General features: G+C 69.1%; 26 protein-coding genes. 12 read left to right on the plus strand and 14 right to left on the minus strand.

Annotated elements, in window-relative coordinates:
- Positions 1-10: 10 nt before the first annotated feature.
- Positions 11-934 (plus strand): ABC transporter substrate-binding protein, encoded by a 924-nt coding sequence (locus MAE01_RS08485; RefSeq protein WP_147039121.1) that lies wholly within the window; start codon positions 11-13, stop codon positions 932-934.
- Positions 935-947: 13 nt separating this feature from the next.
- Positions 948-1,610 carry a hypothetical protein gene (locus MAE01_RS08490; protein ID WP_147039122.1) on the plus strand — a complete coding sequence of 221 codons (663 nt, stop codon included), beginning with the start codon at positions 948-950 and terminating at the stop codon, positions 1,608-1,610.
- On the opposite strand, the gene MAE01_RS08495 is transcribed toward MAE01_RS08490, so the two are convergent.
- Positions 1,607-2,878 carry an AI-2E family transporter gene (locus tag MAE01_RS08495; RefSeq protein WP_147039123.1) on the minus strand — a complete coding sequence of 424 codons (1,272 nt, stop codon included), beginning with the start codon at positions 2,876-2,878 and terminating at the stop codon, positions 1,607-1,609. The genes MAE01_RS08490 and MAE01_RS08495 overlap by 4 nt on opposite strands.
- A 61-nt stretch (positions 2,879-2,939) precedes the next feature.
- Here MAE01_RS08495 and MAE01_RS08500 point away from each other — a divergent pair, with 61 nt between their 5' ends.
- The gene (locus tag MAE01_RS08500) at positions 2,940-3,239 is read left to right on the plus strand and encodes a chorismate mutase (protein ID WP_147039124.1); all 300 of its coding nucleotides are present in this window, start codon (positions 2,940-2,942) and stop codon (positions 3,237-3,239) included.
- Here MAE01_RS08500 and MAE01_RS08505 read toward each other — a convergent pair.
- The 5 genes from MAE01_RS08505 to MAE01_RS08525 all read right to left on the minus strand — a co-directional run bounded on the left by MAE01_RS08505 (position 3,236) and on the right by MAE01_RS08525 (position 9,384).
- The gene (locus MAE01_RS08505; protein WP_147039125.1) at positions 3,236-3,829 is read right to left on the minus strand and encodes a short chain dehydrogenase; all 594 of its coding nucleotides are present in this window, start codon (positions 3,827-3,829) and stop codon (positions 3,236-3,238) included. The two genes, MAE01_RS08500 and MAE01_RS08505, sit on opposite strands and share 4 nt — an antisense overlap.
- A 229-nt stretch (positions 3,830-4,058) precedes the next feature.
- Complete coding sequence (locus MAE01_RS08510) at positions 4,059-6,500, minus strand: CHAT domain-containing protein (RefSeq protein WP_147039126.1); 2,442 nt, start codon at positions 6,498-6,500, stop codon at positions 4,059-4,061.
- Positions 6,501-6,715: 215 nt separating this feature from the next.
- On the minus strand, positions 6,716-8,293 hold the full coding sequence (locus tag MAE01_RS08515) for a S8 family peptidase (RefSeq protein ID WP_147039127.1): 1,578 nt from the start codon (positions 8,291-8,293) through the stop codon (positions 6,716-6,718).
- 31 nt (positions 8,294-8,324) lie between these two features.
- Entirely contained in the window at positions 8,325-8,774 is a 450-nt protein-coding gene (locus MAE01_RS08520; protein ID WP_147039128.1) for a hypothetical protein, read from the minus strand.
- Positions 8,767-9,384 (minus strand): RNA polymerase sigma factor, encoded by a 618-nt coding sequence (locus MAE01_RS08525; protein ID WP_229718264.1) that lies wholly within the window; start codon positions 9,382-9,384, stop codon positions 8,767-8,769. The genes MAE01_RS08520 and MAE01_RS08525 overlap by 8 nt, the downstream gene beginning before the upstream one ends.
- A gap of 74 nt (positions 9,385-9,458) precedes the next feature.
- Here MAE01_RS08525 and MAE01_RS08530 point away from each other — a divergent pair, with 74 nt between their 5' ends.
- Positions 9,459-9,677 carry an SCO4848 family membrane protein gene (locus MAE01_RS08530; RefSeq protein WP_147039130.1) on the plus strand — a complete coding sequence of 73 codons (219 nt, stop codon included), beginning with the start codon at positions 9,459-9,461 and terminating at the stop codon, positions 9,675-9,677.
- Positions 9,678-9,777: 100 nt separating this feature from the next.
- Here the strand turns inward: MAE01_RS08530 and MAE01_RS08535 are convergent, their stop codons facing one another.
- Together MAE01_RS08535 and MAE01_RS08540 are read right to left on the minus strand one after the other, a co-directional pair.
- Positions 9,778-10,581: a MerR family transcriptional regulator gene (locus MAE01_RS08535; protein WP_147039131.1), complete on the minus strand. Its 804-nt coding sequence runs from the start codon at positions 10,579-10,581 to the stop codon at positions 9,778-9,780.
- 57 nt (positions 10,582-10,638) lie between these two features.
- Positions 10,639-12,063 (minus strand): MFS transporter, encoded by a 1,425-nt coding sequence (locus tag MAE01_RS08540; protein ID WP_147039132.1) that lies wholly within the window; start codon positions 12,061-12,063, stop codon positions 10,639-10,641.
- A gap of 75 nt (positions 12,064-12,138) precedes the next feature.
- Between MAE01_RS08540 and MAE01_RS08545 the strand changes: the two genes are divergently transcribed.
- Positions 12,139-12,729, plus strand: a complete 591-nt coding sequence (locus MAE01_RS08545; protein ID WP_147039133.1) for a winged helix-turn-helix domain-containing protein — start codon at positions 12,139-12,141, stop codon at positions 12,727-12,729.
- Positions 12,730-12,771: 42 nt separating this feature from the next.
- Here the strand turns inward: MAE01_RS08545 and MAE01_RS08550 are convergent, their stop codons facing one another.
- The 3 genes from MAE01_RS08550 to MAE01_RS08560 are packed head-to-tail and all read right to left on the minus strand — an operon-like array spanning position 12,772 to position 14,758.
- On the minus strand, positions 12,772-13,458 hold the full coding sequence (locus tag MAE01_RS08550) for a hypothetical protein (RefSeq protein ID WP_147039134.1): 687 nt from the start codon (positions 13,456-13,458) through the stop codon (positions 12,772-12,774).
- A complete protein-coding gene (locus MAE01_RS08555; RefSeq protein ID WP_147039135.1) occupies positions 13,458-14,357 on the minus strand; it encodes an ABC transporter ATP-binding protein in 900 nt (299 codons plus the stop codon). Before MAE01_RS08555 ends, MAE01_RS08550 begins: the two co-directional genes overlap by 1 nt.
- The gene (locus tag MAE01_RS08560; RefSeq protein ID WP_147039136.1) at positions 14,354-14,758 is read right to left on the minus strand and encodes a GntR family transcriptional regulator; all 405 of its coding nucleotides are present in this window, start codon (positions 14,756-14,758) and stop codon (positions 14,354-14,356) included. The genes MAE01_RS08555 and MAE01_RS08560 overlap by 4 nt, the downstream gene beginning before the upstream one ends.
- A gap of 189 nt (positions 14,759-14,947) precedes the next feature.
- Between MAE01_RS08560 and MAE01_RS08565 the strand changes: the two genes are divergently transcribed.
- Together MAE01_RS08565 and MAE01_RS08570 are read left to right on the plus strand one after the other, a co-directional pair.
- A complete protein-coding gene (locus MAE01_RS08565; RefSeq protein ID WP_229718263.1) occupies positions 14,948-16,036 on the plus strand; it encodes an iron-containing redox enzyme family protein in 1,089 nt (362 codons plus the stop codon).
- Positions 16,033-16,230: a CDGSH iron-sulfur domain-containing protein gene (locus MAE01_RS08570; protein ID WP_147039137.1), complete on the plus strand. Its 198-nt coding sequence runs from the start codon at positions 16,033-16,035 to the stop codon at positions 16,228-16,230. The genes MAE01_RS08565 and MAE01_RS08570 overlap by 4 nt, the downstream gene beginning before the upstream one ends.
- 34 nt (positions 16,231-16,264) lie before the next feature.
- Here MAE01_RS08570 and MAE01_RS08575 read toward each other — a convergent pair whose 3' ends face one another.
- Genes MAE01_RS08575 through MAE01_RS08585 form a run of 3 tightly spaced genes read right to left on the minus strand, consistent with a single transcriptional unit; the run spans position 16,265 to position 18,847 of the window.
- Positions 16,265-17,062 (minus strand): efflux permease Rv1217c-related protein, encoded by a 798-nt coding sequence (locus tag MAE01_RS08575; RefSeq protein ID WP_147039138.1) that lies wholly within the window; start codon positions 17,060-17,062, stop codon positions 16,265-16,267.
- Complete coding sequence (locus tag MAE01_RS08580) at positions 17,055-18,191, minus strand: ABC transporter ATP-binding protein (protein WP_147039139.1); 1,137 nt, start codon at positions 18,189-18,191, stop codon at positions 17,055-17,057. The genes MAE01_RS08575 and MAE01_RS08580 overlap by 8 nt, the downstream gene beginning before the upstream one ends.
- The gene (locus MAE01_RS08585) at positions 18,188-18,847 is read right to left on the minus strand and encodes a TetR/AcrR family transcriptional regulator (RefSeq protein WP_147039140.1); all 660 of its coding nucleotides are present in this window, start codon (positions 18,845-18,847) and stop codon (positions 18,188-18,190) included. The genes MAE01_RS08580 and MAE01_RS08585 overlap by 4 nt, the downstream gene beginning before the upstream one ends.
- Positions 18,848-18,908: 61 nt before the next feature.
- Between MAE01_RS08585 and MAE01_RS08590 the strand changes: the two genes are divergently transcribed.
- The 5 genes from MAE01_RS08590 (at position 18,909) to MAE01_RS08610 (ending at position 25,325) form a co-directional block, all read left to right on the plus strand.
- Positions 18,909-20,111, plus strand: coding sequence for a class I SAM-dependent methyltransferase (locus tag MAE01_RS08590; protein WP_229718262.1), 1,203 nt, complete (start codon positions 18,909-18,911; stop codon positions 20,109-20,111).
- 281 nt (positions 20,112-20,392) lie between these two features.
- On the plus strand, positions 20,393-21,706 hold the full coding sequence (locus MAE01_RS08595) for a quaternary amine ABC transporter ATP-binding protein (RefSeq protein ID WP_147039142.1): 1,314 nt from the start codon (positions 20,393-20,395) through the stop codon (positions 21,704-21,706).
- On the plus strand, positions 21,706-22,668 hold the full coding sequence (locus MAE01_RS08600) for an ABC transporter permease (protein ID WP_147039143.1): 963 nt from the start codon (positions 21,706-21,708) through the stop codon (positions 22,666-22,668). The genes MAE01_RS08595 and MAE01_RS08600 overlap by 1 nt, the downstream gene beginning before the upstream one ends.
- Before the next feature lie 52 nt (positions 22,669-22,720).
- Positions 22,721-23,629, plus strand: a complete 909-nt coding sequence (locus MAE01_RS08605) for a glycine betaine ABC transporter substrate-binding protein (RefSeq protein ID WP_147039144.1) — start codon at positions 22,721-22,723, stop codon at positions 23,627-23,629.
- Positions 23,630-23,855: 226 nt separating this feature from the next.
- Positions 23,856-25,325, plus strand: coding sequence for a lipase maturation factor family protein (locus MAE01_RS08610; RefSeq protein ID WP_147039145.1), 1,470 nt, complete (start codon positions 23,856-23,858; stop codon positions 25,323-25,325).
- Positions 25,326-25,465: the final 140 nt, after the last annotated feature.

Raw genomic sequence — 25,465 nt, forward strand, 5'->3', positions numbered from 1 at the left:
GAGGAACACCATGTTCACCGCACGCAAGTCACGCCTCGCCCTCGCGACCGGAGTCGCACTCGCAGCCGGCCTCGCGCTCGCCGGCTGCGCGAGCAGCAATCCGCTGGACGCGCCCACCGACGACACCGCAGGAGAGGGCGGCTCCGACACGATCGTCGTCGGCTCACAGGCGTACTACTCGAACGAGATCATCGCCGAGATCTACGCGCAGGCGCTCGAGGGCGCCGGCTTCACGGTCGACCGCCAGTTCAACATCGGGCAGCGCGACGCATACATCCCCGACGTCGAGTCCGGCGCGATCGACCTGTTCCCGGAGTACACCGGCAACCTGCTGGAGTTCTACGACGACGCCGCTGACGCCACGAGCCCCGACGACGTCTACGCCGCGCTGCAGGACGCGCTGCCGGAGGGACTCACGGCCCTCGACTACGCCGAGGCCAGCGACCAGGACACCTACACGGTCACCCAGGAGTTCGCCGATGCGAACAGCCTCACCTCGATCGCCGATCTCGCGAACGTCGAGGGCACTGTCACGCTCGGCGGTGCGCCCGAGCTGGAGCAGCGTCCGTACGGTCCCGCCGGTGCCAAGGAGGTCTACGGGCTCGATCTCGCGTTCTCGGCGACCGGCGACACCACCTTCGAGTCCCTGATCGCCGGCGAGATCCAGGTGGCAGACATCTACTCCGCCGATCCGCGATTCCAGACCGAGGACATCGTCGCGCTGGAAGACCCCGAGAGCCTGATCCTCGCCTCGAACGTCGTGCCGATCGCCTCCAGCGACATCGCCGACGAGATCGCCGACGTCATCAACGCCGTGAGCGCCGAGCTGTCGGTCGACGACCTTGTCGCACTCGGCGTGCAGAGCACGGTGGACCAGATGTCGTCCGAGGACATCGCCACCGAATGGCTGGCCGAGAAGGGCCTCGTCGAGTAAGGACCGGATCCACGTGGCTTCGGACAGGAAGCGCCGGCGAGCGGCGAAGAAGGTCAAGCCCGGCGACGGGCACGCTCTCCGGCGCTTCCGCTGGTGGCAGCTGTTCTCGCGCGCGCTGTTCCACACCCGAATCGTCGAGGAGGATGCGCTGCCGCACACGTGGTCCGTCGACGTCCGGCTCTGGGGCGATTCGAACGGTGAAGTGATCGCGCAGCTCTACCGGGACGGCGTGAACGTGGCGGTGTCGAAGCTTCCCGCCGCATTCGCGGCGCCGGGCGGGACGATCGAGGTCGTCGCGAGCGGGTACGGCTTGAAGCGATGCCACTTCATCGCCGCAGACGGCTCCGAGACGCAACTGTCACCGGACCGAGCATCGGCCGAAGGGCGCCGCGCCCGGCTGGATCGTGAGCACCCCACGACGGGGCGCGCGATCGGTGCGGTGTCGTTCATCGTGCTCGGCGTGGCGGTCGTGCTCGGCATCCCGCAGATCGTCGAGCAGATCACGCACATCCCATGGGTCTCCGAGAACATCGGCGAGTTCACGTCACCCGTCCAGCTCCCTGCGTGGGCGAACATCTCGCTGCTGGTGGCGACCCTCCTGGCCAGCACCGAGCGGGCCCTTCGTCTACGCAACCACTGGCTGCTCGACGGCGGGCTGTTCGACGGCGATCTCTAGACCCTGGAGTCCTGCCGCGGGATCCACACCTTCTTGATGATGATGAGGATGGATGCCGTCACCGGCACGGCCACGAGCGCTCCGAGCAGTCCGAGCAGGGTTCCTCCGACGAGGGCGCCGATCACGACCAGCGAGCCGGGGATCGAGATCGCCCGGTTCATGACGCGCGGGGTGAGGAAGTACGACTCCACCTGCATGTACACCAGGTAGATCACGGCGAACACGAGCGCGAGGATCGGGTCGGCGAACAGCGCGATGCCGGTACCGATCACCCAGAAGATGAGCGAACCGACCAGCGGGATCAGCGTGATGAGGAACGCCACCACCGCCAGCAGCAGCGGGAAGGGCAGCCCCATCACCGTGTACAGCAGCAGCACGACCAGGGCGTTGATGAACGCGAGGGTCACCATTCCCATCACGTACCCGCCGACCGAGTCGGTGATCTGATCGGTGATGATCTCGGTGTTCTCGCGGTCGCGTGCCGGCACCAGGCGCAGCATCGCCTGCTTGATGCCCGGCAGAGTGGCGACGAAGTAGATGACGAGCACGAGCACGATCACCACACCGGAGATGGCATTCGCGATCGAGGCGCCGACCTGCAGCGCACCGCCGCCGATGGCCGCGATGTTGCCCGGATCGGTCAGGAACCCCTGCACGTCGCTGACGAGGTCTTCGAACTGATCGCCGAACTGCGCCTCGAGCGCGGCGTAGACGTCGCTGGCCATGAAGTCGCCGACGAGGCCCGGCACACTCTTGACGAACATCGTGATCTGCTCGACGACCACCGGGATGATCGTCCAGAGGATCAGTGCGAGCACGGCGATGAGCGCGACGAGCACGATCAGCACACCCCACCCGCGTCCGAGACCACGGCGCTCGAGGAAGCGCACGGCGGGGTCGAGTCCGAGCGCCGCGAACAGGGCCAGTGCGATGTAGATGATCACCGTCGACAGGTTCGACAGCGCGAGCCCCAGCAGGATGGCGGTGAGCGCGCCGAGGGTGACGAGGAACCCGAACACGAACGGCCGGTCGATGCGCGTCCAGAACGAACGCGAAGAGGGCTGCGGCTCGACGACGGGCTTCGGAGTGATGTCCGGGTCGACGGGTTCCGGCTTCTTCGCCTTCGAGGCCTTCGGAGCCTTCTTGGTCTTCGCCGCGGCATCCGCACGCGAGGCGGCATCCGCACGCGTCGCGGCCTCCGCACGTGAGGTCGGCGCGTCCTCCTGCGGACGGGCGTCGTCTGTCGCGGGAGGCAGATCGTTGCTCATGCGCCAACTCTAGAGCCCGGTCCCGCGATATCGTCTTAACCGCCGACGAACAGGGAGAGCCATGACCGACGCCGACGACCCCCGCGCCGAACTGCTGCGCCTGCGCGGCACGATCGACAACATCGACGCCGCCCTGATCTACATGCTCGCCGAGCGATTCCGCGCGACCCAGCAGGTCGGGGTCCTCAAGGCCGAGCACGCGATGCCGCCCTCGGACCCGGCGCGTGAGGAGCAGCAGGTCGCGCGCCTGCGCGCGCTCGCCGAAGAGGCGCACCTCGACCCCGAGTTCGCCGAGAAGTGGTTCAACTTCATCGTCGCCGAGGTCATCCGCCATCACACCGAGGCGGCCGAGGGCCGCTAGAGAGTCAGGATCCGCCCGCGCACGAGGCCTTCCACGGCGAGCGTGTAGGCGCGTGCGATCTCGGCATCCGGCACCGGCCGCTGGCCGGCGAACAACGCATGCTGCCCGCTCGAGCTCTCCAGCACGTTCGGCGAGACGGCGTTGATGCGGATGCCGCGCGGCGCCTCCGCCGCAGCCGTGATCACGAACGACTCCACGGCGCCGTTGGCGACCGCAGCGGCAGCCCCCGTCGCGATCGGCTCGCGGGCGAGCACTCCCGTGGTCAGAGTGATCGAGCCGCCATCGCGCACGTGGTCCAGCGCGCACCGCACGATGTCGATCTGCGGAAGCGCCTTGGACATGAACGCCTGCAGATAGTCGTCGCGGCGCAGCTCGGTGAGGTGCGCGAACGGAACGGATCCGGCGGCGGCGACCACGGCATCCACCTCGCCGACCCTGTCGAACAGGTCACGCACAGACGCGGGGTCCGTGATGTCGACGCTCCACTGGCTGCTGCGTGAGGCGCGCAGCACTTCGTGCCCGCGGGATTCGAAGTCCGAGGTGACGACGCTGCCGATGCGTCCGGTTGCGCCGATGACGAGGATCCTCATGCCGTCGATCCTATGCGCGGGCCCGCGAGCCAGGCCGCTGTCACGAAACGGAGGGCGCCGCGGATGCATTCCGCGACGCCCTCCTGAGTAGTCGGTGTCTGTCGCTGCGCCCCCACGCATCCCCAGCGCGACCGCGTCACCCTCTTGCCCCTGTGGGGCGTCCGCGTGACACCTTCCGATGATCAAGAGCGCGTCGGCCCTCTCCTGATACATCGAATGGAGAAATTCCTCAGAATCCGGCGCCGTGGCATTGGAACGGAGCGCGCAGCCCGGTCTGCCCGGATGCCGTCGCCAGCGCCTCCGCAGGGGAGCGGCCGCTGCTGAGCCCGGTGTGCAGGGCACTGAGCAGCTCGCTCGCCACGTCGTCCGGCACGACGGATGGCGCCGCGATCACGCTGCGGGCACCGGCATGCAGCCAGACCCTCGTCATTCCCAGCGCTTCCTCGCCCCAGCGCACCGAGGATCTGCCGAGCTCGCACGCCGACAGCACGACCGTGTCCGGCACGCGCGGGATGAGGTCGACGTCGTATCCGAACAGTGTGCCGTCGGCGAGCTCGAAGCCCGCGAACAGCGGGTTGTCTGCCGCGTGCCTGCCGTGCGCGGCGATGTGCAGAACGTCGACGTCGGCGGCGAGTGCCGTCACGGCATCCACTCGGACGTCGTCCGCGGTGAGCACGACCGCGCGCTCCCACACCGAAGCCGCGGTGCGCACCTCGTCGGCGGCGCGCGGCACCCGCGGGCCGGCCGCGAACCCGGCCCTCTGCAGGGAGCGCCCGGTGCGGCGATCCTGCACCCATCGCGACATCGACGTCGCCAGGGTGAAGGGCCGACCGGTCATGGTCGGGAGCATGGCCCACGGGATGCCTGCCAGGATGCCGGGCACGGTCAGCACCGCGCGGCGGTCGCCGAGCCGATCGCGGACCGGTGTGAGCAGCGCCTCGTCGAGTCGGCGCAACCGCTCGTCCAGCGCGCGGGCGACGACCGCCGCCATCGGTCCGGAGCGGATCGACGCCGAGACGTCGAGGTCGGCGCGCAGCCCGTCCGTTGCACGGAAGATCTCCGCATGATCGAGCGTCACCGCGGTGCTGCTGTCGGATGTCGTGATCACGCACAGCATCCGGTCGCCCGTGTAGACGTACGACAGCGCGGCGGTGGTGTCGTCGTCACCGGTCAGTTCTTCGCGCAGCCGGTCGAGCGTGATGCGCGGACGGTTGTCTCCGGCGCCGGTCGCTGTCCACTGATGCTCGCGAACGCGGTCGCGCAGCAGACGGACCCGCGGATGCGTCGTCCACTCCTGACCGGACAGTTCGGTGCGCAGCATCCGCAGCTCGCCGAGGTCGGCGGCGTGCCGGCCGTCGTGCGGCGGACGCACCGGGGCGACCTGCTGGCTGAGGTGCCGGGCGCGCTCCGACCAGTCGAAGAGCGTCTCGGGGTCGCGGCTCTCGGCAGCGGCGGACAGTCCGGCGAACACCAGGTTCGTGCCGTGCATGGCGAGCGACGCCTGCAGGTCGAGTGCCCCGAACGATCGCTGCCACTGCGAGAGCAGGTCGAGTCCGTCGGCGGCATGGCGGCGCGACTCGGCGAGCCGCGATCGCGACAGCGCGCGGACGGCACGGACCTCCGCCGCCCGAAGCCGGAGCGGGGTCGGGGCGTGCGGCGGCACCCGGATCGGCCGGCTCTGCCCGCCGCGGCGGATCGCGGCCAGCGCGCCGCTCAGCCGTACGGCGGTCGCCTCGCTCGGGAACCCGGCCCGGTCGAGTTCGGCGGCCGTCGCGGCGAACACGGCCTCAGGCGGTGCGGTGCCGGCATCCAGCTCGGCGTCCAGGCGGATCGCCTCGCTGCGGGCGGCCCAGCTGTCCGCGCCCAGTCGCCGGAACCGCGCGGCGGCGGTCTTCGCCACCTGCCGGGCGCGCTGCGGATCGTGCTGCAGCAGCGAGCGGGCGAGGTGGAACTCGGCCTCGGCGCGAGCCTGCCGCATGCGGGCCGAGCCGAACGTGACGGCGACATCTTCGAGCAGGTGCTCCGCCTCATCGACCAGGCCGGCGTCACGCAGCACCTCCGCGCGATCGAGATCGCTCATCGCGGCGTTCACCGGAGAGCCCGCCGCGATCACCGGACGGGACTGCGCCATCAGGTCGAGCGCCTCGACGAGGTCGCCGCGCAGGAGGGCGGTATAGCCGAGATTGTGTCGCGCCTCGGCTGCCGCTTCGCGTTCGCCCGCGGCCTCATAGATCGTGACGGCGCGCTCCAGGTCGGCGGTGCAGGCGTCGAACGCGCGGCGGTGCATGTGCACGAGTGAGCGGTTCAGCAGGCAGTTCGCCTGCGCCGTACCGTCGAGGTGGTCGATGGCGCGGGTTAGCATGTCCTCGGCCTCGCCGAGCCGGCCTGCCCGGGTGAAGAGCACGCCGAGCTGTCCGGCCAGGATCGCCCTGGTCTCCTCGCCCACACCTTCTCGGTCGAGGGCCTCGCGGCAGATGGCCTCGGCGCGGGCGGGTTCGCCAGTCTGCGCCATCACGTACGCCGTGGTGCCCGCGATCCGCGCGTGCAGGTCGGCGTCGTCCGGTGCCGCTGCCGCCGCCGCGCGTCCGAGCAGACGACGCGCCTCGGAATAGCGCTGGGCGTTGGATGCTGCGCGTCCGCGCTCGTACAGCTCGCGCGCAGAATTCCCCATCCGTTCAGGATGCCGTGTCCGCCGCTTTCGCGGAAGGGCGGGGAGGCTTCGACTCCTCGCTGCGCTCGTCGCTCACCCCGTTTCGTCTCGCTGCGCTCGCTCAACGACCCGTGGGTGGCAGCTGCTGCGGGTCGTTGAGCGAAGGCGGCGCAGCCGCCGAAGACGAAACGGGGTGAGCGAGCGCAGCGAGTCGAAGCCTGCCCCAGCCGCACCGCTCAACCCAACGGAGCGTCCGGCGGAAGCACCGCCAGCACCTCAGCCACGGCCTTCTTCGCGGCCGACGCGGATGCCGCGGCATCCACCGGCAGCGCCCCCAGCAGCGCTGCGACCTTGCCCGCCACGTACGGCGCGGCGAACGACGTGCCGCTCCACGCGACGAATCCGCCGCGGTAGTCGTCGGGGTCGACGGTCTGCCGTTCGAACCCGCCGAAGTCCGCCCGCGTCGCCGCCTGAGTGCCACCGGTGAATGCCGGTGTCGTCGAGACCACCATGGCGCCGGGTGCGTAGGTCCGCACCCACGGCCCGACGTTCGAGAACAGTGCCAGCGACCGACGCGACGGGTTCAGCGCCCCGACCGACACCAGCGGTACGGCCTTGTCGGGTGCGAGCCCGTTGTCGGCGCCCGGCCACGCCCACAGCGATGCGGGGAACGACGGCCGGTCGATCGCATCGTTGCCCGCCGAGCACACCACGACCGTCCCCAGCGACCGCGCGGTGTGCAGCAGGTCGTGCAGCACGAGCGAGAACTGTCCGTCCAGCGGCGTCTCGTGGTAGTACCCGAGCGACAGGTTCAGCACGTCGATCGGGTGCCCACCGTCCTCGCCGTTCACGAACCGCCGCTGCAGCTCGATCACGGCCGCGAGGGCCTGCAGGAACGTGCTCTCATCCACCACGCCCAGCGAACCGGAGACGCGGATCGAGAGGATGTCGGCATCCGGCGCCGTCTGCCGGATCAGCCCCGCGATGAACGTGCCGTGGCCAGCAACCGCATCGATCTCATCGTCGAGCTGGCCGTACAGGTCGGGATACTTCTCCGGGTCGTCATCGCCGGTCAGCCCGATCGGCAGGCCGTCGAGGTCGATCGACCTGGTCACGATCGAGTCGGGCAGCCACTCGTGCTCCCCGCACCCGGTGTCGAGCACTGCCACGACCGCCCGCCGCTGCTTGCGCGCGACGTCGCCGCGAACCGGTGCCGCGCCGATCCAGGAGATCGGCTGCCTGCCGCCCCGGCCCGGCTCGAGGTAGTCGTCGCTGCCGACCGGTCCCGCACCGCGCACCGGGTTGGTGCGGGTGAACGGGTTGGTCCTGGTGAACGGGTTCGTGCGCGTGAACGGGTTGAGGCCCACGGGATCGATCGCCAGCACGTGCTCGAGGCTCGCCCTCGGCATCGGGCCGCGGACGATCCGGCGGGCCCGCTGCAACACCCGCCAGGCATCCGGCGGAACGGGTGACTCGCCCTCGCGTGGGATCTCCGGCGTCGTCAGCACCGCGCGGTGCACGCCGGGGATGCCGGGCAGCATCTGCTTGCCGCGCCCTGCGCGCACGACATCGTCGTCCTCTACTTCGAGTTGCCAGCCGAACGAGTCGGCGGCCTGGGTCAGGGCGCGCAGGTCGCGATCGTATGCGCCGTTCTCACCGTCCAGGTTCTCGGAGATCAGCATCCGATCCGGCAAGTATGCGGTGGGGTAGGCGCGGATGCCGTCAACCGGCTCCACGGTCGGATCCAGGGCCGCTCCACGGGGGATCGACCCCTCCGCACGGTCCTGCCAACTCCAGTTCTCGGGCTGCGCCATCGCTCTCCCTCTCGGTTCGACGCTTCAGTCCTCACACCTCGAAGTGAGGCGTGAGCAGATCCTTCTGATCGCCGCCGACGACCAGGCGCACGCGACAGAGGCCCGGAGCGACGTCCTCGAACGCGAAGCGTCCCTGGTCGTCGGGGGTCGTGGTCAAGGTGCGGTCGTCCTGGGTGAGGTGCACTTCGACGGCGCCGGCATCCACCCAGCCGTCCACCCGGCGGCGGCCGCGTTCGGTGTGGCTGACGTGCAGCAGGATGCTGGCCGACCCGTCGCTGAACTGCAGCGTCGTCGTCTCGCCGTCGCTGCCGCGGACGGCGGCTTCGGCGTTGTCGATCAGGGTGAGCAGCGCGTATTCGCGTGAGATGTCGGCCATCGCGATCGCCGCGATCACGCGCTCGGCGAGATCGGACGGCGGCGGGTCGAGCTGCTCGGCTGCGGCGCGCAGTCGTGGGAGCAGTTCCGCATCGGTGTCAGTCATCGCGCCCCCCTTCGCCGAAGTCGCCGCGGTGGGTGAGTTGCGTGCGCAGTTTCACCAGGCAACGCCTGCGGGTCGGTCCGATGCTGCCGACGGGCATCTCGAGTTCGGTGGCGAGCGCGGCGTAGTCGGGGCGGTCGTCGAAGGCGATCACGCGCAGCAGTCGCCGGCAGCGCTCATCCAGGGCCGCCACGGCCTTCCAGATGCGGCGCGATTCGTCGGATGCCGCGACCTCGGTCTCTGCGGATTCCTGTGTCGGGAGCATCGGCTCGAGCACCTCGTCGGAGGTGGCATCCGTTCGCCGGTGGCTCTTCGAGACCTTCCACGCCTCGCGGCGAGCGGTCATCGTGAGCCAGCCGGAGATCGCCCGGAAGTCGGAGATCTTCTCGTGGCTGCGCACGAGGGCGAGCCAGGTGGTCTGCACGACGTCCTCGGCGAGTGTGCGCTCAAGGCCGTAGGCGCGCACGACGTGCCACAGGACAGGGGTCATGAGGCGCACCAGATCGTCCATGGCGCGCCCGTTTCCGGAACGCCAGTCGGCGAACAGATCGGCCGCACGCTCCCACCGCGCCGAACCGTCACTGACAGCGCCCCCGGGTGAAGGGTCGGTCATGAAGATCATTGTGCTCACACCTACCAGGAGCACGGCAAGCGTTTCCTGATACATGACGCGCCTACTCTGGAGAGGTGATCGCTCTCGCCGTGCTCCTTTTCATCAACGCCGCCTTCAATGCGGTCGTGTGGCCCCAGTTCTACAAGCGGGTCGCGCGCGACCCGCGGGCCCGGGATGCCGAAGGCCGCGCCACCGCGTTCCTCAAGGTGCACGCGGTGCTGATCGCGGTCGCGCTGGTGCTCGCTCTGGTCTCGGTCATCGCCGGTATCGCCGCGCTCGTCGGGGCGCTGTAGCGGCGGCATCCGCCCGCCCGGCGCCGCGGGTCATCGACCGGGCTGAGCGCAGGCGCGCAGCGCCGGAGTCGAAGCCTTCAGCCTGCCCAGCGGCCTGCCGTCAGGCGCGCGCGACCGGCTGCTGCAGTTCGGTGACCCAGTCGGACTGATCATCGGACACGGCTCGCACGTACAGCTCACGACACGGTCCCGCAGGGACGAGTCCGCGCGCGACGATCTCCGTGTGGATCGCGTGCCAGCTTTCGGCGATTCCGTCCATCGAACCCAGATGGATGCCGCACACGGCGGCATCCACAGCCGGGAGCCCGACGATCTCGACTCCGTCGCGCTCAGGTCCCGTGTACGTGTACCCGACGACCAAAGAGATGCCGTCCTCGACGTTCTCGTACTGCGCGATCGGTGTCTCAAGAGTGCCTGGGTCGCCGCCGATGATTCCGGCGACGGCGTCGAACGCGGGGCCGACGACGCCTGCGACCTCGGGTTGTGATGTCACGACGGCCCGCCGGGCGGCCAGGCGGACGGCGGGCAGGGGCTTTTCGATGATCTCGATCTGGGACATCTGGTTCTCCTTCTCAATGAGGTGGAGCCTCCGCTCGACGTCGACGAGTCGTTCGGCCGCGATCCGGTGCTCTTCCTCGACCTCTGCGCGGCGGACGCGCAGCAGGCCGCCGATGCGCTCGGCATCGACGCCCTGGTCGAGGATCATGGAGATGTCATCAAGGCCGAAGCCGAGCTGACGCAGGGCCACGATCCGGTGCAGCCTCTCGAGCTGTGACGGATCGTAGGAGCGGTAGCCGCTGAACTCGTCCACGTGGGCGGGCTCGAGCAGCCCGGCGGTGTCCCAGTGCCGCAGCATCCGGTGGGTCACCTGGCCGATCTGCGCGAACGCTCCGATGGACAGCATGCTTCCGTTCTCCTGCCTGCCACAGTGTCAGGGTCAAGTATCGCGTGCGGCATCGGGCTACCGGATCGCGAACTGCCCGGCGTGCGCGGCCCAGCCGGACTCGGCGGGGAGCGCCCGCAGAGCGGCGTTCGAGACCGCCAGCAGCACGGCGATCGCGCAGATCACGGCGCCGACGACGAGGGTCGCCTCGCGGCCGATCAGCGACAGGCCGATGCCGGCGACCAGCGGCGCGAGCGGCATCGCGCCCATGCCGAGCACAGCCGAGGCGCTGTTGGCGCGGCCGAGCATCTCGGTGGGCGTGGCGACCATGAAGTAGCCCATCAGGGCGGCGTTGACCGCGGGGATGAAGAGGACGATCCCGGCGAGCACGAGCGTGAGCAGCAGCGGCGAGTGGAACGGGATCAGCGCGAACACCCCGATCGCAGACACGGCCAGACCGCCGATGATGACCGTTCCGGCGCGGACGCGCGAGACCAGCAGCGGCGCGAACAGGGCGCCGACGAGCATCGCCACCCCGGCGCCGGTCGCGAGCAGTCCGATCGTCAGCGGCGTGTGGCCCTGCTGCTGCAGCGCGTAAATGACGGTGGTCAGGGCGCTGCTGAAGCCGAGGTTGACGATCGTCGCCACGAACAGCACGCCGCGAAGGTCGACGCGGGAGAACAGCCACCCGAACCCCTCGCGCACCTCGCGCAGGGCGTTGGGTTTGCCGACCGCGATGGCGGCGGCGACGAGACCGGTGTCGGATGCCGCGGCATCCGCCCCTTGCCCGTTGTCCGCGGCCTCATCCGGAAAACCGGGATCATCTGGCGTGTCGTCGGCGCGTCGCGCATTGACACTCCGGCGACGCGCCGACTCGTCCCCGTTTTCCGAGCGGGCGGGGGCTGTGGATGCCACGGCCGAGCTCTGCAACAACCACGCGGTCACGGCGGCGATCAGATGGCACACGGCCATCGCGGCGCCGATCAACCATGCTCCGGCGGCCAGAAGCACGCCGCCGAGCGGCCCACCGGCCAGCTGCAGCACGGCATCCCTGCCCTGGTTCGCGGCCTGCGCCCTGCCCATCGCGTCGTCGGGCACGATCTCCTTCAGCGCGCTCTCGCCGGCGATGTCGAACAGTCCGGTGCGGGCGGCCAGCAGGATCTCCATGATCAGCAGCGTCACAAACGTGAGCGCATCGGTCAGCGCGAGCACCGTGAACGCGACCGAGAGGACGACGCCGACGAGCGAGCCCATCACCATCATCACGATGCGGCGGTGGCGGTCGGCGAGCACGCCGCCGAACACGGTCGTGACCGTACGGATCGTCATCCCGACCGCGCTGATCGCCCCGGCCTGGGCGGGTTCGTTCGTTACGAACAGGGCGATCAGCGGGATCGCGAAGCCGAACAGTGCGCTCGCCAGGCCCTTGGCCGTGTCGCTGACCAGCCAGGCGGCGTAGCGCCCGTTGCGGGTCAGGCTGTGGGGAGCGGTGGCGGTGGTCATGCGATCGATGGTAGATCCGCAATGATCATTGCGCAATAGTAATTGCGCAACTTTTGTTGTGAGTAGACTCGGGCCATGAGCGACGAGCGGCCGAAGCCGGTGCATCCCGACGCCAAGCAGGCGACGACCGAGATGCTCAAGGCCTACGCGCACCCGCTCCGGCGGCGCATCGCCAAGGTGATCGCGGGGCGCGGGCACGCCAGGGCGGCCGATGTCGCGGCGGACCTCGACGTTCCGGCGAACAGCGTGAGCTTCCACCTGCGGGTGCTCGCCGAGGCCGGACTCATCGAAGAGGCTCCCGAACTCGCCCGCGACCGACGCGATCGCGTCTGGAAGTCGGTCGAGGGGGCGTGGAACATCGGTTCTCCGGAGCATCCGGTCGCAGATGAGGTGCTCGGCGGGGTGCTCATGTCCGCGCTCGCCGACGACCACATCGATCTCGTCCGGCGCGTCATGGCCTGGGTGCCCGAGTACGTGTCGGGACGGACGGCCGAGATCCACGGCACGTTCGCGCAGAGCAACCTGCGTCTGACCGAGGTGGAGTTCCGGGAGCTCGAACGTCGGATTCAGGAGGTCATGAAGGAAGTGCAGGATGCGCACGACCCCGACGATCCGGAGAACCGCCTCTGGGCCCTCGACATCATCGCGGCCGACGACACGATTTGAGGGGCGGATGCCGCAGCATCCACCCCTCAGATCACAGCAGGACTACGGCTTCGCGCGCCGGATCACGAAGAACGAGATCACGATCATCACGACTGTCGCGACCAGCATCCAGCCCGCGAGGCCGACGGCGCCGAGCTCGACGACGCCCGCCCACACCCGCGCCCACAGCTCAAGCCGGGTGATGAGGAAGGCGACGCCGACCATCAGCACGGCGAGGGACACCCAGACGATCGTGAGGACGGTCATTCCCCAGGTCTTGAACACCGTGGTTGCGGTGAACCCGATCACGAAGAACAGCAGGGCGACGACGAAGTAGGTGAATCCGGCGCCGAGCGGACCGGCTTCCCACACCCACGGCAGGTGGAAGAAGTAGCCGTTGATCCCCCACCCGTTCGTGGCGAGCTCGATGGCGCCCCCGACGATGAAGATGACCGCGAGCAGCGCCGACGCCGCGGCCGCCGTGAGCATCGTGCCGAGGAAGAAGTCACGCCGCGTGATGCTGAGCGCCTGCGAGAACGGGAAGGTGTAGGACAGGGCGCCGATACCGATGCCGAAGAAGTACCAGAGCGGAGCCTGGCTGCCGCCACCGTACTTGGGCTCGTCGACCGGGATCATCGCGTAGATGGCGATCGAGACCAGCAGCGCGCCGCCGAGGATGATAAGCGGCACCCAGATGAATGTCTGCCTGTTGATCAGCTGCAGTCGGACGACGTTCAGGATGCGGGACATCAGGCGACCTCCTCGGTCTCTGTGCTGGCTTGGGCCTTCTGCGTGAGGCGGACGATGAGTTGCTGGAGGGAGACCGGCGCGAGGTCCAGGCCGGATGCCACGACCTCCGCCCGCTCGTCCGCGCCGAGCGTGCCGAGCACGGTCACGGATGCCACGCGTCCCAGCGCCTCGCGGTGCAGGACCTCGCGGCCGGCGGCCCAGGTGTCGACCTTGGCAGCGTCTCCGATGACGGTCACGGCGCGGTCGCGTACGGCATCCGTCTCCTCGTTCAGCAGGATCCTCCCGTTGTCGATCACGATCACGCGCTCGATGAGGTTGGCGACTTCGTCGATCAGGTGCGACGAGAGGATGATCGTGCGCGGGTGCTCCGCGTAGTCCTCGATCAGCCGGTCGTAGAAGATCTGCCTGGCGACCGCGTCGAGCCCGAGGTAGGGCTCGTCGAAGAACGTCAGCTCAGCGCGCGAGGCGAGCCCGATGATGACGCCGACGGCAGAGAGCTGGCCCCGCGAGAGCTTCTTGATGGTCTGCTTCGTCGGCAGCTGGAACTCCTTGATGAGCTCGTCGGCGAAGGCCTGGTCCCAGTTCTCGAAGAACAGGCTGGCCGCCTTGAACGCGTGCCGCGGTGTCGCGTCATCCGGGTACTTCTGGCTCTCGCGGACGAAGCACATCCGGCTGAGCACCCGCGTGTTCTCGTACGGGTGCTCGCCGAACACGCGCACCTCGCCGGAGGAGGCGAAGTTCTGCGCGGTGAGGATCGACATCAGCGTGGTCTTGCCCGCGCCGTTGCGGCCGAGCAGTCCGTAGATCGCGCCGCCGTCGATGTCGAGCGACACGTTGTCGAGCGCGTTCTTGTCCTTGTAGTGCTTGGTGAGGTTGTGCACCTCGATGACGGCGGTCATGCGGGGTTCCCTTCAGGTTTCGCGGAGGACGCGGTGGTGGATGCCGCGGCGGCGCGTTCGCGCAGGAGGGCGGCCAGGTCTTCGGCGCCGAGCCCGAGCGTGCGGGCCTCGGCGAGGAGCGGATCGATGTAGCGGTCGGCGAACGCGGAGCGCCGCTCGGTGAGCAGCGTCGCGCGGGCGCCGGTGGCGACGAACATGCCGATTCCGCGCTGCTTGTACAGCACGCCCTTCTCAGTGAGCATGGCGACTCCCTTCGCGGCGGTGGCGGGGTTGATGCGGTAGAAGGCGGCGAGCTCGTTGGTCGAGGGCGCCTTGGACTCCTCTTCCAGCGAGCCGTCGAGAATCTGGTCCTCGATCTGCTCGGCGATCTGGATGAAGAGCGCCTTGCCTTCTTCGATCACGATGCCTCCGGTGGTCAGCTGGTTACTTACTCGACTAGGTAACCATCTAACCCTGTGTGTGTCAACACCCGTTTCGCCCTAGCCTCGTGCGCGGACGGTCGTCAAGACCCCTGCGCATCGTCGTGCCGGCGCGTAACGTCCCCGACGATGGCGCCGCCTGCGCGCCCACAGCAGAAGGAGCAGGAGACAGTGACGGACGTGATGCCCGCGACGGCGACCTCGGCATACGAACTGGGGGCCGTTTCAATCGAATCCCGAGGTGCGCTCAGCGATGCGATCCTCGGCATCCTGACCGGCGACGCGAATCGCGCCGACGACCTCGCCGCGCTCGCCGCGGCGGCCGAGGAAGTGGAGGATGCCGCACGCGACGACGACGTTCAGCTGTCGCTGTTCCTGCTGTACGCGCTCTGCTACGGCTCCCTCGCGCAGCACGGAGCCGACTGGGAATGGGACACGCGACTGATCGAGGCCCGCCTGATCCTCGAGCGTGCTTTCGAGGCGGCGGTTCGGCGGCAGGTCGGACCACTCGTGGAACCCGCGCCGCGCGCGGGCGAGGTTGCCGAGGCTCTGTTCGAGATGACCAAGCCGACCCCTGGTCCGAGCCTCTCGCGCTACATCGCGCGACATGCTGATGCCGCTCAGGCGCGCGAGTATCTGGCGCAGCACAGCATCTACACGCTGCGCGAGGCGGACGCGCACTCCTGGGCCATCCCGCGGCTGACTGGGCGGGCGAAGGCGGCGCTGCTCGAGATCCAGGCCGACGAGTACGGCGGCGGAAGCCACCAGCGGATGCATCAGGTGATGTACGCGAGCAGCCTCCGCGGTGCCGGACTCGACGACACCTACGGCCGCTACGTCGACGCGGTTCCCGCGGTCACGCTGGCGGCGTTCAACCTCATGACGATGTTCGGCATGAACCGGCGCCTTCGCGGTGCCGCCGTCGGTCATCTCGCCGCGTTCGAGATGACCTCGTCCATCCCGTGCCGCTTCGTCGCGGAGGGGCTCCGCCGCGTCGGCTTCGGCGACGACGTCGCCGCGTACTACGACGAGCACGTCGAAGCCGATGCCGTGCACGAGCAGATCGCCGGACGCGATCTCGCCGGATCGCTGGCCGAGGATGAGCCGGAGCTCGTGGGCGACATCGTGTTCGGCGCCGCGGCCTGCCTCGCCGTGGAGGGGTGGGCCGGCGACCTCATCCTCGAGCGTTGGAACGCCGGTCAGTCGTCGCTGCGCGACTCCGAAGCGGCGCGCTCGATCGACCGAACGGTGGCAGCATGACGGACGCGCCGGTCAGCATCACCCCCTGCCCCAACGGTCCGCTCCTGGTTCGCGGCGACATCGAGATCCTGGACGATGAGGGCAGGGCAGTCCCGCGCACGCGCCGTACCGTCGCCCTCTGCCGCTGCGGAGTCTCGACGATCAAGCCGTACTGCGACGGGACGCACAAGTCGGTCGGCTTCCGCGCGGAGTGAGCGTCGCGGGTCGCGAGCCGCGCGCCGCCGGGCGTCAGCCGCGAAGGTCGCGGGCGCGCAGCGCCAGTGCGGATGCCGCGGCCAGCACCACCGCGACCGCCCAGGTGAGGGCGAGGCCCCCGAGGTCGACGCCCTCCGCCAACGGCGACTGCCGGTACACCCAGGCGTACGGCGACAGCGCGTTCAGCCACTCGAGGTCGCCGGACTGCTTGGCCAGCGCCTGCAGGATGTACCCGAGCACCGAGATGCCGGCACCGACGCCGGTGGCCCAGATGCGGCGGCCGGTCGCGGCACCCGCGAGCAGCGCAGCGCCCGCCGCGAGGAACGCCAGCCCGACGAGCGAGACGCTCGCGCCGACGATCCGCGCGGGCTCCAGCTCGAGCTCGGCCGGCCCGTTCATGGCCCACACCACCAGGCCCGCGAACACGCCGAGCCACAGCAGGCGCACGAGCACCGACAGTGCCGTCTCCAGGGCGTACTGGCTGCGACCGATGCCGTGGGCGAGATCGAGTTCGGCGCGCCCGCTCTCCTCGGCCGAGGCGAGCGACGAACCCCAGATCACGGCTGCGATCGTCAGCAGCAGGAATCCGAGCAGGCCGTAGAACGTGGCCTCGGTGTAGCCGGCTCCGCTGGCGATCTGGTCGTACCCGAGGGTGTCGATGAGCTCCTGCGGCAGCGAATCGATCAGGCTCTGCAGTTCGGCACTCGCGCCGAGGCTCGGATACAGCGGCAGGTAGAGGAACAGGACGGCGGCGATGCCGAGTGTCCAGCCGAGAAGGCTGCGCCACGATTCGCGCATGCTGCGCCGGAACACCGGCAGGAGGCTACGCACGATCGCCCTCCCGTCCGTGGCTCCGCGAGCGGCGCGACCGCGGTGCGTCCTCATCGACGCCCCCGTCTGCCGCCGAAGCCTCCACCTGGCGACGTCGTTTACTGGGGGCGTCGGCGGCAGGAGGGGGCGCCGACGTATCGGCTCCGGTGGCATCGCCGTACAGCCGCAGCACCGACTCCTCGAGGTCGGGTTCTTCGACCGTCAGGTCCAGCACCTCGTACTGTGCGAGCGCCTTCACGAACGGATCGACCGCGCCCTCGATCGTCGCGGAGAGGTGGACGCTCGCACCGGTCGCCGAGGCGGTGGTCGAAGCACCCGTCGCGGGGTCGCCGCTCACCGCAGGGGCAGCGGTCGCGGCGACATCCAGACCTTCGACCCCCGCGATCTTTTCGAACGCGGTACGCGCGACCGCGGCATCCGCCCCGCGGATGCGCACGCGCACGCGGCGCACGGATCCGAGTCGCAGTGACGCGACGTCGCCCTCGGCGACGATGCGCCCGCTCGCGAGCACCGCGACCTCATCGGCGGTCTGCTGGATCTCGCTGAGCACGTGCGAGCTCAGCAGCACGGTCTGGCCGGCATCCCTCGCCTCGCGGACCAGCTGCAGGAACTCGCGCTGCATGAGCGGGTCGAGTCCGCTGGTCGGCTCGTCGAGGATGAGCAGCTCCGGGTGGTGCATGAACGCCTGGATCAGTCCGAGCTTCTGCTTGTTGCCCTTGGACAGCGTGCGTACCGGCCGGTCGAGGTCGACGCCGAGGCGGTCGGCCAGGTCGTGCGCGGTGCGCAGGACCGATGCCGCCTCGCCGGCGCGCCCGGAAACCTCGGCGTAGAACGCGAGCAGGCGGTGGCCGCTCGATCGGCCCTCGAGGTGCAGCTCGCCCGGGACGTAGCCGATCCGCCGGCGCAGAGCCGCCCCGCCGTGGCGCGGCTCTTCGCCGAGGACGCGCACGGTTCCGGACGACGGGCGGATGATGTCCACCAGCGTGCGCAGCGTCGTGGTCTTGCCCGCACCGTTCGGCCCGATCAGGCCGAAGATCGTCCCGGGCCGCACGTAGAGGTCGAGCTCGTGCAGTGCGACATTGCGGCCGTACCGCTTGTGCAACGCGCGGACTTCGATCGTGTCGGTCATCGCTCCTCCTCGGTGTCGGCGGTCGCGGCGTCCGCCGCCATCGCGGCACGCGCCCCCTCGAGGAACGCATCGGTCGCGTAGATGCCGTGTGTGAGCAGCTCCATAGTCGGCAGCGTCGCGCGCAGGAGGCCGGCGGGGCTGAGCTGATCCTGGCCGAGCGCGCGGGCGATCTGCGCGCGCATCACGACCGGGCCGAGTCCCATGAGCGCCATCAGCAGCGCGGTCATGTCGGGGTCGCTCATCGGCACGAGCAGGCCGGCGTCACGCTGTTCGTCCAACGTCGCCCTGGTTCCCGCGAGGATGCCGTCGAACAGACGATCCGCGGCGGGGGAGCCGTCGACGAGCATGCGGCCGAGGTAGTCGATGTACGGCCCATAGCGCTCGATGTCGTTCAGTGCCGCGCGGATGCGATCGGTGGTCGGGGCGTCGATGAGCTCATGGTTCTCGTCGGTGAAGACGCTGACGACATGCTCGTCGCAGGCGGTGCGAAGCGCCGCCTTGTCGCCGAAGTGGTGCACGATCAGTGCCGGGCTCACGCCCGCGTCGCTCGCGATGGTGCGCATGCTCACACCGTCGAACCCGCCGGAGGCGAACGCCGCGACGGCCGCGTCTCGGATGCGGGCGCGGGCTGTGAGATCGTCGGATGCTGAACGCATGTACAGCACACTAAACGTTTGTTCAGCCGGCGTCAAGGGGCAGCGCTCGTACGCTGGGGAGGTGGACTTCTCGTATGCGTCGCTTCGGCGCTTCCCGGATGTGGAGGCGCCGAACCTGCAGGCCTGGGATGCCACCGACGAGCTCCTCGTGCAGCGCGCGCTCGCTGCGGGCGTCACGGGCGAAGAGATCGCGGTCATCGGCGACGAGTACGGTGCGATCGCGCTGGCGCTGGCGGATGCCGGACGGCAAGGAATCCGCGTGCACCAGGACCTTGCGACCGGGCGGCGCGCGCTCGCGCGCAACGCCGCAGCGGCGGGGCTCGGAGGCTTCGTCTCGCTCGAGCTCGAGCCGGCGCTGCTCGACGGAGCGCGGCTGGTGCTGCTGCAACTGCCGAAGTCGCTCGCAGAGCTCGAGGAGATCTCGGATGCCGTCGCCCGCTGGGCCGCGCCGGATGTCACGCTCATCGCAGGCGGACGTGTGAAGCACATGACGCTCGCACAGAACGAGGTGCTCGGGCGGAGCTTCGAGAACGTGCAGCCGCAGCGTGCCGAGCGGAAGTCGCGGCTGATCGTGGCGAGCGGGGCGCGGGAGGTGCCGGTCGAGCCGCCGTACCCGGTCGCTGAGCCTGTCGAAGTGCCCGGACGGGTGGAAGCGCTGACCCTTGTCGCTCACGGCGGCGCGTTCGCCGGCGCCAGGCTCGACATCGGCACCCGTGTACTGCTGGAGGTGCTCTCGGGGGAGGAGAGGCTTCGACTCCCTTCGGTCGCTCACCCCGTTTCGTCTTCGGCGCTGCGCGCCTCCGCTCAACGACCCGCAACTGGAGCCTCGACCCCGACGGTGGTCGACCTCGGTTGTGGCACGGGCGCGCTCGCCGCGGCCTACGCGCTCGCCCACCCCGAAGCTCACGTCATCGCCACCGACCGCTCGGCGGCGGCCGTGGCATCCGCCCGCGCCACCATGATCGCGAACGGCATCCAGGACCGTATCACCGTCACCCACGACGACGCCGGCTCTGAAATCCCCGACCACAGCGCAGATCTGGTCCTGCTGAATCCGCCGTTCCACCTCGGCTCCAGCATCCACACCGGCGCCGCCACGCGGCTCTTCGACGCGGCCGCCCGCATCCTCAGACCCGGCGGCGAGCTGCTCACGGTCTACAACTCGCACCTCGGCTACAAGTCCGAACTGACGCGGCGGATCGGCCCCACCGAGCAGCTCCGCCGCACGCCGAAGTTCACGGTGACTCGCAGCATCCGACGCTGAATCCATTCCGCGCCGCAGATTGTCGACATTCGACACGCTAGGCGACTTTTGTTAGGTTGAAATGTAGACCTTTGGTCTGAGACCAGTCCGCGACCGCGTCCTTCTTTCGAAAAGCTGTGCTGCGAAGAGGCGTGGGCGTATGGTCGATGTTCTTTGCGGCGGGGCCGACCCCCGTCGTCAGTGCCGCCAGCGCAGCGATGTCGAAACGGCCGTGTGAGCATCACCCGGGCGCAACCGAAGCAGGCTCACCGACACCCGAAGCCGGGAGCCGCGGGGGAAACGTGACCGAAACCGCTCTTGAAGCGCGCCATCTTTTCAAAGTTTTCGGACGGAATCCGAAGCAAGCCGTCCAGCGTCTGAAGTCCGGAGCATCCCGTACCGAGGTGCAGGACGCCGGAACCGCTGCCGTCATCGACGCCAGCTTCACCGTCAACAAGGGCGAGATCTTCGTCATCATGGGCCTGTCCGGATCGGGCAAGTCCACCATCATCCGTATGCTGAACGGCCTGCACGACATCACCGACGGCACCGTGACGATCGGTGGCGACACCATCACCGGCATCCCGGCGGCGCGCCTGCGTGAGATCCGCCGTGAGAACGTGTCGATGGTCTTCCAGCACTTCGCGCTGCTGCCGCACCGCACGGTCGCAGCGAACGTCGCCTACCCGCTCGAGCTGAAGGGCGTCGGCAAGACCGAGCGCCTCGCGAAGGCCGAAGAGGTGCTCTCGATGGTCGGGCTCGACGGCTGGGGCGACAAGCTGCCCAGCCAGCTGTCCGGCGGAATGCAGCAGCGCGTCGGTATCGCCCGCGCTCTCGCCGCCGACACCGAGATCCTGCTGATGGACGAGGCGTTCAGCGCCCTCGACCCGCTGATCCGCCGCGAGATGCAGGAGCAGCTGGTCGAGCTGCAGGAGAAGCTGCAGAAGACCATCGTCTTCATCACGCACGACCTCAACGAGGCCATGTTCCTCGGCGACCGCATCGCCGTCATGCGCGACGGCCGAATCGTCCAGATCGGCACGCCGGAGGACATCCTCACCGACCCCGCCAACGACTACGTCGAGCAGTTCGTGCAGGACGTCGACCGTGCGCGGGTGCTCACAGCTTCCAACGTCATGGAGCGTCCGCGCCCCGTCGTCGCCGAGACCGCAGGCCCGCGCACCGCGCTGCGCCAGATGCGCGACGCGTACATGTCGGCCGCCTATGTCACCGGGCGCGATCGCAAGCTCATCGGCATGGTCACCGACCGGGATGCCGTCAAGCTGGTGCGCAAGGGCGATGCCGCACTGAGCTCGATCCTCAAGCCCGTCCCGCAGACGGTCACCGAGGACGAAGTGCTCATGAACCTGTTCGTTCCCGCTGTCGAGTCGCCGCTGCCCCTCGCCGTCGTCGACGCCGAGGGGCGCCTGACGGGGGTCATCCCGCGCGTCACGCTGCTGGCCGCACTCGGCCCCGGCCCCAACTCCACTGAGGAGATCACCCTGCCGCACCAGCCGGTTCCGCAAGCCGAGATCGACGCGGTGCTCGGGGAGGCGGATGCTGCGACAGCGGCCGCCGCGACCGAAGCGCCGACCGTTGAAGGAGAGGTGCGCTGATGGACGGTTTCCGCATCCCCCTGGGCGAGTGGGTCGCCGCCGGCGTCGACTGGATCAAGGACAACCTCGAGGGGCTCCTGGACTTCATCGCGTTCGTCGTCAAGTTCCTCGTCAATGGCCTGACCGACATCCTCACCGGCACGCCGATCGTCGTCGTCATCATCATCGCCGCGCTCATCGCGTGGGCCGTGCGGTCGATCTGGATGGCGATCGGAACGGTCGTGTCGTTCGCGCTGATCCTCAGCATGGGACTGTGGGTCGCGGCGATGCAGACGCTGTCGCTCGTGATCGTCGCGGCGCTCGTCGCGGTCGTCATCGCGATCCCGCTCGGCATCTGGTCGGCGCGCAACGACACCGTGCGCACGGTGCTCAAGCCCATCCTCGACTTCATGCAGACGATGCCGGCGTTCGTGTACCTGATCCCCGCGATCGTGTTCTTCAGCATCGGCGTCGTGCCCGGCCTGGTGGCCACGGTCATCTTCGCGCTGCCCCCGGGTGTGCGCATGACCGAGCTCGGCATCCGCGGAGTGGACTCCGAGACCGTCGAGGCCGGACACGCGTTCGGCGCGACGCCCGGACAGATCCTGCGCGGCATCCAACTGCCCCTGGCGATGCCGACCATCATGGCAGGTGTCAACCAGGTCATCATGCTCGCCCTGTCGATGGCCGTCATCGCCGGTATGGCCGGCGCCGACGGACTCGGAAAGCTGGTCGTCGAGGCGATCTCGACCGTGAACATCGGCAAGGGGGTCGAGGCGGGTCTCGGCGTCGTGTTGATCGCCGTGTTCCTGGACCGCGTGACCGCGGCGCTCGGAACGCCGGGTGAATACCCGTCGTCGCTGATCGGGATGCTGTCCCGCCGGCGCGCCGCACAGCGGAACGAGACGACCAACACCGCGAAGGATGCATCGGCCGAGGCCGAGAAGCTCAACGCTTCCGGTCAGCGTCGGGCAGTGCTCTGAGCATCCCTAAGAACCCATACGTAACGCAGCAGAACATACGAAAGGAAGCACCATGAAGAAGTTCCGGCACATCACAGCCGCCGTGGCCATGGGGGCAGTGGCATCCCTCGCACTCGCAGGTTGCGCGACCGGCAACGACACCGCAGGAGGCGACGGTGGCGAGGAGAGCAAGGGAACGATCACGCTCGGGTTCATCCCGTCGTGGTCGGACGGCCTGAGCATGGCCTACCTCGTGCAGGACCAGCTCGAGAAGATCGGTTACACGGTCGAGCTGCAGACGCTCACCGAGGCTGGCCCGCTGTACACCGGCCTCGCGCAGGGCGACGTCGACATGTTCCCGTCGGCATGGCCCGAGGTCACGCACGCGGAGTACATGAAGACGTACGGCGACGACCTCGAGGACCTCGGCGCCTACTACGAGAACGCCAAGCTCACGATCGCGGTGCCCAGCTATATGGACATCGACTCGATCGAAGACCTCAAGGGTGCGGGCGACCGCTTCGACGGCAAGATCATCGGCATCGAGCCCGGTGCCGGCCTGACCGGCGTGACGCAGAACTCGATGATGCCGGAGTACGGCCTCGAGGGCGAGTACACGCTCGAGACCTCGTCGACCGCCGCGATGCTCACCGTGCTCGGCGAGGCCATCGACAACGAGGAGGACGTCGTCGTCACGCTGTGGCGTCCGTTCTGGGCCAACAGCACCTACGACGTCAAGGACCTCGAAGACCCGCTGGGCGCGATGGGCGAGGCCGAGACGCTGAACTTCATGGCGCACAAGGGCTTCGCCGAGGAGTTCCCCGAGGCCGCTGAGCTCGTCGAGCAGATCAAGCTCGACGACGACCAGTACGGCGCACTCGAGGACCTCGTCGTCAACGAGTTCGGCGAGGGCCAGGAGGCAGAGGCCATCGACAAGTGGCTCGAGGAGCACGGCGACCAGTTCGACTGGGTCGTCGAGTAAATCCACTCTTCTGACGAAGGGGGCGTCGCAGCTTCTGCTGCGGCGCCCCCTTCTTCTGCATCCACCTGCGAGCACTTGCTGTCCCGCACAACTCAGGAGAAACGTCCCAGATCCGGGTGCTCTCGCCCGAGCCGCTGCCGATCGCGACCGAAACTCCGGAGTCATGCGGGCGCGCCGCGTGTCAAGACCCCTGCGAGGGCGAGCGGATGCCGCGTAGCGTCGCCGTATGGACGGTTTCGCGGCTGTCGACTTCGGGTTCGCGCGGGAGATGCTCCAGCGCGGCATCGCAGCGCTGTACCTGGTCGCGTTCGTCTCGACGCTGAACCAGTTCCGTCCGCTGTTGGGTGAGCGTGGGCTCCTGCCCGCTCCGGAGCTTCTGGAATGGGCATCGACCTCGAAGGCGCGCAAGCGGATGCTGCGCCCCACCCTGTTCACGCGGATCCGCTACACCGACCGGCGGCTGGTCGCCCTGTGCTGGGCGGGCATCCTCGTCGCGGCGACTCTGATCGCCGGCATCCCGCAGCTCGCCCCGCCCTGGGTGCCGATGATCTGTTTCCTGCTGCTGTGGGTCGGGTACATGTCGATCTCGAGCATCGGCCAGACGTTCTACGGCTTCGGTTGGGAGATGCTGCTGCTGGAGGCGGGCTTCCTCGCGGCGTTCCTCGGATCCCGCAACGAACCTCCGCCGACCTTCGTGATCGTGCTGTTCTGGTGGCTGGTGTTCCGGCTGGAGTTCGGCGCCGGCATGATCAAGATCCGCGGCGGGCGGGAGTGGCGCGACCTCACCGCACTGACCTATCACCACGAGACCCAGCCGATGCCGGGGCCGCTCAGCCGCCAGGCGCACCTGCTGCCACGGTGGTTCCACAAGGGCGAGGTGCTCGGCAATCACTTCGCGCAGCTGGTCGTGCCGTTCTTCCTGTTCGCCCCGATCCTCGGGCTGTTCGTGCCGGACGCTTCGACAGGCTCAGCGGCCGAGATCGCCGCGATCGTCGGCGCGGTCGCCGGAGCGATCGTCATCCTCACCCAGGCGTGGCTGGTCCTCACCGGCAACTTCGCGTGGCTGAACTGGGCGACGATCGTGATCGCGTTCTCCGCCATCGGGCTGCCGTTCGGCGCCGCGGCGTCGCCGAGCATCCCGGTCTACTGGGTGGCGATCACGTCGCTCGTCGGCATCCTCTACATCGTCCTCAGCTGGCCGGCGCTGCGGAACCTGTTCGCGAAGCGGCAGCTCATGAATGCGAGCTTCAACCGGTGGCAGCTCGCGAACGCGTACGGCGCGTTCGGCACCGTCACGAAGGAGCGGATCGAGATCGTCGTGGAGGGCACCACGGTGGCCGATCCGGATGCCGCGGACTGGCGCGAGTACGAATTCAAGGGCAAGCCGGGGGACGTGCGCCGCGTGCCGAGGCAGTTCGCCCCGTACCATCTGCGGCTGGACTGGCTGATGTGGTTCCTGCCGCTGGGCCGTTCGCTGGAGGACTGGTTCACGGCGTTCCTGGTGCGGCTGCTGGAGGCCGACGAGCCCACCCTGCAGATGCTGCGCCACGACCCGTTCGACGGTGAGCGCCCGCTGTGGGTGCGAGCGGCGTCGTACCGCTACCGTTTCACGACGCGCGAGGAGAAGCGCGAGAGCGGCGCGGTCTGGGTGCGGGAGGACCGGCGCGCCGTCATGGGCCCGGTCGGGCTGCGGTAGGTCCAGCCGGGGCTTGCGGCCCGTGCGGTCCGCGCGGCGCGGCGGTGGCGCCGGTACACCTGCACGACCCGGGCACATTTGCACGACCGAACGGGCTCCACGGTCGTGCATCCGTTCCCGGGTCGTGCAGGCATCCCCCG

The sequence above is a fragment of the Microbacterium aerolatum genome (assembly GCF_007988825.1).
Classification (GTDB): domain Bacteria; phylum Actinomycetota; class Actinomycetes; order Actinomycetales; family Microbacteriaceae; genus Microbacterium; species Microbacterium aerolatum.

Bases quoted from the DNA above. Each gene is read 5' to 3' on its own strand.
- MAE01_RS08485 (WP_147039121.1), top strand. From the start codon at position 11: ATGTTCACCGCACGCAAGTCACGCCTCGCCCTCGCGACCGGAGTCGCA.
- MAE01_RS08495 (WP_147039123.1), bottom strand. From the start codon at position 2,878: ATGAGCAACGATCTGCCTCCCGCGACAGACGACGCCCGTCCGCAGGAG.
- MAE01_RS08500 (WP_147039124.1), top strand. From the start codon at position 2,940: ATGACCGACGCCGACGACCCCCGCGCCGAACTGCTGCGCCTGCGCGGC.
- MAE01_RS08505 (WP_147039125.1), bottom strand. From the start codon at position 3,829: ATGAGGATCCTCGTCATCGGCGCAACCGGACGCATCGGCAGCGTCGTC.
- MAE01_RS08510 (WP_147039126.1), bottom strand. From the start codon at position 6,500: ATGGGGAATTCTGCGCGCGAGCTGTACGAGCGCGGACGCGCAGCATCC.
- MAE01_RS08515 (WP_147039127.1), bottom strand. From the start codon at position 8,293: ATGGCGCAGCCCGAGAACTGGAGTTGGCAGGACCGTGCGGAGGGGTCG.
- MAE01_RS08520 (WP_147039128.1), bottom strand. From the start codon at position 8,774: ATGACTGACACCGATGCGGAACTGCTCCCACGACTGCGCGCCGCAGCC.
- MAE01_RS08525 (WP_229718264.1), bottom strand. From the start codon at position 9,384: ATGACCGACCCTTCACCCGGGGGCGCTGTCAGTGACGGTTCGGCGCGG.
- MAE01_RS08535 (WP_147039131.1), bottom strand. From the start codon at position 10,581: ATGCTGTCCATCGGAGCGTTCGCGCAGATCGGCCAGGTGACCCACCGG.
- MAE01_RS08540 (WP_147039132.1), bottom strand. From the start codon at position 12,063: ATGACCACCGCCACCGCTCCCCACAGCCTGACCCGCAACGGGCGCTAC.
- MAE01_RS08545 (WP_147039133.1), top strand. From the start codon at position 12,139: ATGAGCGACGAGCGGCCGAAGCCGGTGCATCCCGACGCCAAGCAGGCG.
- MAE01_RS08550 (WP_147039134.1), bottom strand. From the start codon at position 13,458: ATGTCCCGCATCCTGAACGTCGTCCGACTGCAGCTGATCAACAGGCAG.
- MAE01_RS08555 (WP_147039135.1), bottom strand. From the start codon at position 14,357: ATGACCGCCGTCATCGAGGTGCACAACCTCACCAAGCACTACAAGGAC.
- MAE01_RS08570 (WP_147039137.1), top strand. From the start codon at position 16,033: ATGACGGACGCGCCGGTCAGCATCACCCCCTGCCCCAACGGTCCGCTC.
- MAE01_RS08580 (WP_147039139.1), bottom strand. From the start codon at position 18,191: ATGACCGACACGATCGAAGTCCGCGCGTTGCACAAGCGGTACGGCCGC.
- MAE01_RS08585 (WP_147039140.1), bottom strand. From the start codon at position 18,847: ATGCGTTCAGCATCCGACGATCTCACAGCCCGCGCCCGCATCCGAGAC.
- MAE01_RS08600 (WP_147039143.1), top strand. From the start codon at position 21,706: ATGGACGGTTTCCGCATCCCCCTGGGCGAGTGGGTCGCCGCCGGCGTC.
- MAE01_RS08605 (WP_147039144.1), top strand. From the start codon at position 22,721: ATGAAGAAGTTCCGGCACATCACAGCCGCCGTGGCCATGGGGGCAGTG.
- MAE01_RS08610 (WP_147039145.1), top strand. From the start codon at position 23,856: ATGGACGGTTTCGCGGCTGTCGACTTCGGGTTCGCGCGGGAGATGCTC.